This window comes from Arthrobacter sp. Y3223166, from assembly GCF_059090935.1.
Genome location: NZ_JBNHGE010000013.1, coordinates 66,259 through 74,301, shown reverse-complemented (window position 1 = coordinate 74,301; position 8,043 = coordinate 66,259). Strand labels below are relative to the sequence as shown.

The following is an 8,043-nucleotide window of genomic DNA, read 5'->3' as shown; positions in this document are numbered from 1 at the left end:
ACACACCACAGGGGCGGCACGCCACGGCACTTTCAACCAATAAATAATTGGTATCAACAAACTTGGCACACTATTGAGTTCTCAAACAACAGGAGCAAACGAATACTTCCCAAAACAATTTCTTCCGAAATTCGCTTTGCTTTTCTTCGCTGCGATGTTTCTACTTTATTTCATTCCTTTTCTTTCTGTCAAATCCGCGTTTCCGCTTCATTTACCTCGAGAAAAGGAACCCATCACAAAAACCCAGCTAATTTGCCTGCGCACCCGGGCGCATGACAGTCGCTGTCTTTTTATCGAAGGGGCTTGTCGCGTTCCGGCCGGCTGTTTCACAACCAGCGGCGGCGACTCAGAAAACATTACACGGCACCGGACGGGCCCGCAAATCGCCGGCGGGTGATGCCCGCCACTGATGCCGAAGGGCCCGCGGCCTCCCCTGACCAGGGGGACTGCGGGCCCTTCGACGTGGCCGGCTGACGTGCGAACGCCCGTGGATTCAGGCAGACACTTCGACCATGGCGAGCGTGCGCTTGCCGCGGCGCATCAACAGGTATTTGCCATGCAGCAACTGCTCGCTCCCGACTGCGGCGTCCGGATCGGTAATCTTCTGGTTGTTAACGTAGGCACCGCCCTCGGCTACGGTCCGTCGTGCCGCGGAATTGCTGGCGGCCAGGCCGGACTGGACCAACAGGTCGATGATGCCGGTGGTAGCTGCACCGGTCACAGCGCTGGGCAGCTCGGCAGTGGCGGCGACAAGAGTCGCCTCGTCCAACTCGGCCAGGTCGCCCTGCCCGAACAGTGCCGAGGACGCGGCGATCACCTTCTCGGTGGCTGCGGGGCCGTGCACAATCGACGTCACGTCGTAGGCCAACGCACGCTGTGCCTCACGGGCATGCGGCCGTTCGGCTACTGCGCGCTCAAGCGCTTCGATCTCCTCGCGGGAACGGAAGGTAAAGACCTTGAGCCGCTGCACCACGTCCGCGTCGGCAGTGTTGAGCCAGAACTGGTACATGGCGTAGGGGCTGCACATGTCCGCATCCAGCCAGATGGCATTGCCCTCGCTCTTGCCGAACTTGGTTCCGTCGGAGTTAGTGATCAGCGGCGTGCCGACGGCGTGGACAGACTGGCCCTCCACCTTGCGGATCAACTCGATGCCGCTGGTGAGGTTGCCCCACTGGTCGGATCCGCCGGTCTGCAAGATGCAGCCGTACTGCCGGTACAGCTCCAGGTAATCCATGCCCTGCAGGATCTGGTAGCTGAATTCGGCGTAGCTGATCCCCTCGTCCGAGTTCAGCCGGGACGCGACGATGTCCTTCTTGACCATCGTCCCCACGCGGAAGTGCTTGCCGATGTCGCGCAGGAAGTCCAAGACACTCAGTGGCGCCGTCCAGTCCAGATTGTTGACCATCCGCGCGGCGTTCGTACCGTCGAAGTCCAGGAAGCGCTGCACCTGTCCCTGCAGGCGGTCCACCCATTCGGCGACGGTTTCCTTGGTGTTCATGGTGCGCTCGGCGGTAGGTCGGGGATCGCCGACCAGCCCGGTGGAGCCACCTACAAGGCCCAGCGGCTTGTGCCCCGCCAGCTGAAGCCGGCGCATGGTCAGCAGCTGGACCAGGTTGCCCAGGTGAAGGCTGGGTGCGGTGGGGTCGAAGCCGCAGTAATACGTGATCGGGTCCCCCGCCAGCAGCTTCTCCAGTTCGGCTTCATCGGTCGAAACATGGACAAGGCCGCGCCACTTCAGTTCCTGCCACACATTGGCAAAACCAGGGTCGTTGCGTTGGGAAGCCAGAAACGTATTATTCACGGATACCAAATTATCAGCCTTCGATGCCCTCGGGGACGTCGCCTTCGGCCAGCAGCCGGAGCCGCTGGGTCGGACGGGTCATGGCAACATAAAGATCCCCGACGCGGCCGCCGACCCGGTGCAGCAGCTCACCCGGCTCAAGCACGACGACGGCATCGAACTCCAGGCCCTTGGCCTCCTGCGGACCCAGCACGCTGATGTCCTGTTCCATCCCGCCGGCACCGCCGCCCACGCGTGCCCCGTAGGCCGCGGCCAGCGCACTCCGGACGTCCGGCAGGCGGTGGTCGGAGGCAATAACAGCCAACAGACCGCCGTCGGCGGCGGCAAGCTCCTCGGGCATGACCTCCAAAAGCCGTTCGACCATGCGACCCTCCGGCACCCGGTCCACGACCGGCGACCAGCGGCCGTCGCGCACCGCCTTCGGAGCCGTCACGACCAGGCCCGCTGCGTTGGCCATCCGGACGGCGGCCTGCGCAATCTGGGAGGGCGTGCGGTAATTCACGGTTAGTTCTTCAAGCTGCCAGCGGTCGCCGGCGAACGGCTCGAGCGCCTGCTGCCACGATTCCGCGCCGGCGGGCGAACTCGTCTGGGCGATATCGCCGACGACGGTGAACGACTTTAGCGGGCAGCGGCGCATCAGCAGCCGCCACTGCATGGCCGACAACTCCTGCGCCTCGTCAACCACAATGTGGCCAAAGGCCCAGGTGCGGTCGACGGCGGCCCGTTCGGCAGCGGTGAAGCGGGTCTGCTGCGCCTGGTTGTAACCGGCCAGATCCTCGGCGCTGACGACGCCGTCGATCCCGATGTCGCGCAGCATCTGGTCGACGTTCCGCAGCGATTGTTCCGCATTGGCGACGTCGCGGGCGCGGTCTGCATCCCGCTGGGCCTTGTCACGCCCGGCCGAGGCATCCATGTCCCCGAGCAGCTCCGCGGCCTCATCCAGCAACGGCACATCGGCTTCCGTCCACGGCGCATCCGCGGGGCGCAGCAGCAGCTTGCGCTCGGCCTCCGTCAGATCGGGAGCGGCCGCCTCGAGATGGGCCGGCTTGCTGAGCAGTTCCCTGACCAACTGCTCCGGGGTCAGCGGCATCCAGCACAGGTTAAGCGCCACCCTGACATCGCGGGAGGTGCGCACGTCTTCGATCAGATAGGCACGGTCCGCGTTGTTTCCCGGTCCGGACGATTTCTCCAGCGCCTCCCCCAGCTGGTCCGCCAGTTCGCGCAGCAGGATCTTCACGAACGTTACCCGGGCCGCGTTGTGTGGTTTGCCGGTCGCCCGTGCCCGGTCGCGGGCCCGTGCCACTTGGCGCGGTGTCAGCGTCAGCATGGTGCCTTCGACGTTGAGCCTGCGCGGTTCCGCCGGAAGCCTCTGCCGGTTGGCCACTGCGTTGGCCACGACGCCGGCCATGGCCAGGCGGCCTTTGATCTCGGCCACGGCCGGGTTGCTCTCGGACACGGCCCGTACGCCGGGCATCAGCCCGCCCAGGGTGGACATCACCACTCCGGTCTCGCCCAGCGAGGGAAGCACCCGCTCGATGTACTTCATGAAAGAGTTCGACGGCCCCACCAGCAGCACGCCGGCGGACTTCAGCCGTTCGCGGTGCGAATACAACAGATAGGCCGCCCGGTGCAGGGCGACGGCGGTCTTGCCCGTACCGGGACCGCCCTGCACCACGAGGATCCCCGGCATCGGGGCCCTGATGATGCGGTCCTGTTCGGCCTGGATGGTGCCGACAATGTCGGACATGGCTCCGGTCCGCTTCGAATTCAGCGCCGCCAACAGGGCCCCTTCGCCCTGCAGGACCCCGTCCTCGGAGAGCATCGTCGGATCCAGCACATCGTCTTCGATGCCCTTGACCTGGTGCCCCTGCAAAATCAGGTGCCGGCGCCGCCGAACTCCCAGCCGTTCGAAAGCCGTGGCCTGGTAGAACGCCCCGGCTTCGGGAGCCCGCCAGTCCACCATCAACTGCTGCAGGTCTGCCGTGCTGAGTCCGATGCGCCCAATGTAGCGGCGGTCGCCGTCGTCCAGATCGAGTCTGCCGAACACCAACCGGTCGTCCACGGCGTTCAGTTGAGCCAGCCGGTCTTCGTACATGGTGGCAAAAGCGTCGCGCTCGGAAATGTTCTGCATGCTTCCCACGGCGCCGCTGCTGCGGACGCGGGCCAACTGTTCCTGTTTCTCGGCGCGCAGTTCTTCCAGCCGGCGGTACAGCCCCGCCACATAGGCGCGCTCAAGTTCTAGCTCGGCATGGGCCGAAGGCGATTCAGGCATACGTGTTCCCTCCCCAAAAGGCAGACCGTCCATTCTACTACCGGCGCGCCAAATTTTCTCCCGCAGGAAGGACCGCGGTCGGGCGGGCACGCGCCCTTTCGCCAGGGACGCAATGGCCGGGGTTATTCACGCACCAGCGAGCGGATGCGGTGTCCGGTCAGGGCAGACCTGCCCCGCAGGGCCGAGAGCTCGAGGACCACGCCGAATCCGGCAACCTGCACCCCTGCCCGTTCGAAGAGGCGGCACGCCGCGCCGAGGGTCCCGCCGGTGGCCAGCACATCGTCCAGGATCAGGACGCGCGAACCCGGCACCAGTTCATCGGCATGGATCTCCAACGTCGCCGTGCCGTACTCCAACGAGTAATCTTCGGAAATCGTCCTGCGCGGCAGTTTGCCTTTCTTGCGCACGGTGATGACGCCGGTGCCCGAGGCATACGCGGCCGCGGCCGACAGCAGGAAGCCGCGGGCCTCGACACCGGCGACGGCGTCGAATTGGCCCTCGAACGGGTCGATTAGGGCATGCACCAAGGCGTGCAGCGCCTCGCCGTCGGCAAATACGGGAGTAAGGTCCCGGAAGATGATCCCTGGCTTCGGATAGTCCCGAACCGTTTCAGAAAGACGGTTGACCATGGCTTCAACTGATTCGCGGGGACGTTCATTCACCCGTCTACCCTACCCGCTGCCGGCGCGTCGGCGCGGCTTCGCGGCCCGGTACTGCGAGACCGTCGGGTCCCCTTCAAGCCAGAAACGCCATGGGTAGGCCGCGGTGCCGCCCTCGCCGCTCACGCCCACCCGCGGCCCGGTCCGCACATGCTGATGGGAGGCCCGGACTGCCGGCCGTGCGAGTTCCAGTTCCCCCTGGGCGAAGGCCCTGCCGTTGTCGGCAAGCGTCAGCCCCAGGGCAGTGGCCAGCCGGGCCGGCCCCCGTGCCAGTTCCGCATCGTTTTTGGCCGAAGCACGCCGGCTTCGGGCAAGGTCAAGGCCTTGGGTGATTTCACCGGCGCGGAGCAGGGCCCCGGTGGCCTGGCCGTCATGGCCGCACACGATATTCACGCAATGGTGCATGCCATAGGTGAAGTAGACATAGATGTGGCCCGGCGGGCCGAACATCGCCTTGTTGCGGTTTGTCGGGCCGCGGAAGCCATGCGATCCCGGGTCGTGCTCGCCCATGTAGGCCTCTACCTCGGTGAGCCGTACGGCTACTGTTCCCTCGGGCGTGGTGTGTGTCAGGCGGGCGCCGAGCAGCCCCGGAGCAACGTCCACGGCGGGCCGGGCAAGCCAGTGAAGTAACGCTGCGTCCACTAGGCCGGCTGCACCCGCTGGTAGAAGCGCGTCAGGGCTTCGAGCCGGTGGGCCGAATCATGCACATGGCCGCCGCCCAGCACCGTGGCGAGGGCATCCAGCCGCGCGTGCCAGCGGGCCATTAGGGCTTCGGGCGATATCTCTCGCCCGATGTTGTGCACCAGCAGCAGGCGGGTCTTGCCGTCGGCCGGTTCCAGCATCCAGTGCACGGTTCCGCTGCCCTCCGGAGCGGTCCAGGTGTAGTCGAGACGGCTGCCGGCGAGCACATACTCAACGTCCCCCTCAACCGTCCGTTCCGGCAGGGTGAATTCGACGGCGCCGCCGGTCTGCAGCTCCACGCGGCCGGGGCCCAGCCACTTGCCGAACAGATCCGGCTCGGTCAGGGCCGCCCAGACCTCCGTTGCGGCGGCGTCGAGCAACCGTTCGAAACGCAGGCTTGTGCGGCCCGAATCCTTTTGGGCGGTGCCCATCGAGTGCGAGAGCCGGAAGTGGCGGGCATAGGCCTCGCGCAGCCGTGCCCATCGACCGGGCTCCGGGTTTGACGGCCGCCCGCCAGCGACGGCGGCGAGTGCGTCCAGGATTGTTTGCCAGCCCGCGCTGCCTTCGGTCAGGAAGTCCGGCCCCTCGGCGCGCGAGCGGAACTGCAGCAAGGTACCGCCGTCGCTCTCCAGCACCCGCCATTCGATGACCGCTTCCTGCCCCAGCTCATCCTCCCAGCTGATCTGCAGGCTGAGCGGCGGATTCAGCTGCAGGACCGTACCGCTGGTGGTGCCGCCGCCCAGATCCAGCTCATAGGTATGGCCCAGCTGCCAGTCGGCGTCCAGCGTCCCGAGCCATTTAGCGACGTTGTCCTTTTCCGCCAGAAGGCTCCAGATGTAGCTGCGCGGGTAATCGAGCTGTCGGTCGAAGGCCAGGACGTAGTCCCCGTCAACCCGCTCGATCCGACCCTCCGGCACCAGCTTTTCCTCGTCCTGGCTCAGCGTCGACATGCTCGCTCCCTCGGCTCAGTGGCTCTCGACCCGTCGCTTCACAAACTACCGCAGCACTATTTGCTACCGGCCGGTAACTTACCCGTGCCGGGGTGCGGACGGCTCAGGGGCGGCCGCCGGAGACGTAGCCGCGTGCGCCGTCCAGCGCTGCCTCAAGCGCCGCGATCTGGGCGGCCACGGCGGTCGGGGCGGTGCCGCCCTGCGAACTGCGGCTGGCCAGCGAACCTTCGACCGTGAGCACTTCACGCACCTGTGGAGTCAGCTGCGGGGAAATAGCCGCGAATTCCTCGTCCGTCAGGTCCCAGAGTTCAACTCCGCGGCTTTCGGCCTGTCTTACGGCGGCACCGGACAGCTCGTGAGCTTCCCGGAATGGAATGCCCTGACGGACCAGCCATTCGGCGATGTCGGTGGCGAGCGCGAAGCCTTGCGGGGCCAGCTCCTCCAGCCGCTCGGTATTGAAGACAAGGGTTTCGATCATGCCGGCGACGGCGGGCAGCAGCAGCTCCAGGGTGTCTGCCGCGTCAAAGACCGGTTCCTTGTCTTCCTGCAGGTCACGGTTGTAGGCCAGCGGCAGGCCCTTGAGCGTGGCCAAGAGCCCCGTCAGGTCGCCGATCAGCCGGCCGGCCTTGCCGCGGGCCAATTCCGCGACGTCCGGATTCTTCTTCTGCGGCATGATCGAGGAGCCCGTGGAATAGGCATCGTCCAGCGTCACGAAGGAAAATTCCTTGGTGGCCCACAGGATGACTTCTTCCGATATCCGGGACAGGTCCACGCCGATCATGGCCGCGACCCAGCTGAATTCGGCAAAGACGTCCCGCGCGGCAGTTCCGTCGATCGAGTTCCAGGTTGCGGAGTCAAAGCCGAGGTCCGCCGCGACGGCGTTGGGATCCAGGCCGAGCGAGGAACCGGCCAGGGCACCGGAGCCGTAGGGAGAGACGGCGGCCCGCTTGTCCCAGTCCGCCAGCCGCTGGACGTCCCGCAGCAGCGCCCAGGCGTGGGCCAGCAGGTGATGGGACAGCAGCACCGGCTGCGCGTGCTGAAGGTGGGTGCGGCCCGGCATGGCAACCTCCGGATACCGGCGGGCCTGGGTGAGCAGCGCATCGATGGTTGCCAGCACTCCCCCCGCGATGATCCGTGCGTGGTCGCGCAGGTACATCCTGCCCAAGGTGGCGATCTGGTCGTTGCGGGACCGTCCGGCCCGAAGTTTTCCGCCCAGCTGGGCGCCGGCCCGTTCGATCAGCCCGCGCTCCAGGGAACCGTGCACGTCCTCGTCCGACTCGGCCGCCACGTACGCGCCCGACCGCACGTCGTCGTCGAGCCGGTCCAGGGCGGCGAGCATGCCTTGCAGTTCGGCGTCGTCGAGCAATCCGGCCTGGTGCAGGACCTTGGCGTGGGCACGGGAACCTGCGATGTCGTACTGTGCCAGGCGCCAGTCGAAATGCGTGGACTTGCTCAGCGCGGCCAGGGCATCGGCCGGGCCGCCGGCGAAGCGGCCGCCCCAGAGGGCGCCTTCGTTGGTGTGTCCGGTGGGGCTCTTCGGTTCCTGCGTCACGTTGTGTCTTCCCTTTCCGCCAGGTTGCCCTGGTGACGGTTCCGCACCCGGCCGTGCCGGCCGGCGGAGATGGCTCGTTGTGCCGGCTTCCGCGCCGGCGTCCGCCGCTGCTGCTACTGCTGCGACTA

At 66.4% G+C, this 8,043-nt stretch carries 7 protein-coding genes; 1 reads left to right on the top strand and 6 read right to left on the bottom strand.

Translation table 11 applies throughout. The annotated features are described in order from the left end of the window. The coding region (locus tag AC5RUH_RS08510) for a hypothetical protein (RefSeq protein ID WP_494128338.1) at positions 1-276 on the top strand (276 nt) is incomplete at its 5' end. Positions 277-493: 217 nt separating this feature from the next. Here the strand turns inward: AC5RUH_RS08510 and tyrS are convergent. From tyrS to argH, 6 genes are all read right to left on the bottom strand, one after another. Further along, positions 494-1,810: a tyrosine--tRNA ligase gene (tyrS, locus tag AC5RUH_RS08505; protein ID WP_494002362.1), complete on the bottom strand. Its 1,317-nt coding sequence runs from the start codon at positions 1,808-1,810 to the stop codon at positions 494-496. Between the two features lie 4 nt (positions 1,811-1,814). Next, positions 1,815-4,073 carry a HelD family protein gene (locus tag AC5RUH_RS08500; RefSeq protein WP_494128337.1) on the bottom strand — a complete coding sequence of 753 codons (2,259 nt, stop codon included), beginning with the start codon at positions 4,071-4,073 and terminating at the stop codon, positions 1,815-1,817. A gap of 122 nt (positions 4,074-4,195) precedes the next feature. Then, positions 4,196-4,702, bottom strand: a complete 507-nt coding sequence (locus AC5RUH_RS08495; RefSeq protein ID WP_494128339.1) for an adenine phosphoribosyltransferase — start codon at positions 4,700-4,702, stop codon at positions 4,196-4,198. A 42-nt stretch (positions 4,703-4,744) separates the two neighbouring features. Then, positions 4,745-5,374, bottom strand: a complete 630-nt coding sequence (locus AC5RUH_RS08490) for a DNA-3-methyladenine glycosylase (protein ID WP_494002364.1) — start codon at positions 5,372-5,374, stop codon at positions 4,745-4,747. Further along, the gene (locus AC5RUH_RS08485) at positions 5,374-6,363 is read right to left on the bottom strand and encodes an SRPBCC domain-containing protein (protein ID WP_494002365.1); all 990 of its coding nucleotides are present in this window, start codon (positions 6,361-6,363) and stop codon (positions 5,374-5,376) included. Before AC5RUH_RS08485 ends, AC5RUH_RS08490 begins: the two co-directional genes overlap by 1 nt. A 103-nt stretch (positions 6,364-6,466) precedes the next feature. Further along, positions 6,467-7,915: an argininosuccinate lyase gene (gene argH, locus AC5RUH_RS08480; protein WP_494101945.1), complete on the bottom strand. Its 1,449-nt coding sequence runs from the start codon at positions 7,913-7,915 to the stop codon at positions 6,467-6,469. Positions 7,916-8,043 lie beyond the last annotated feature (128 nt).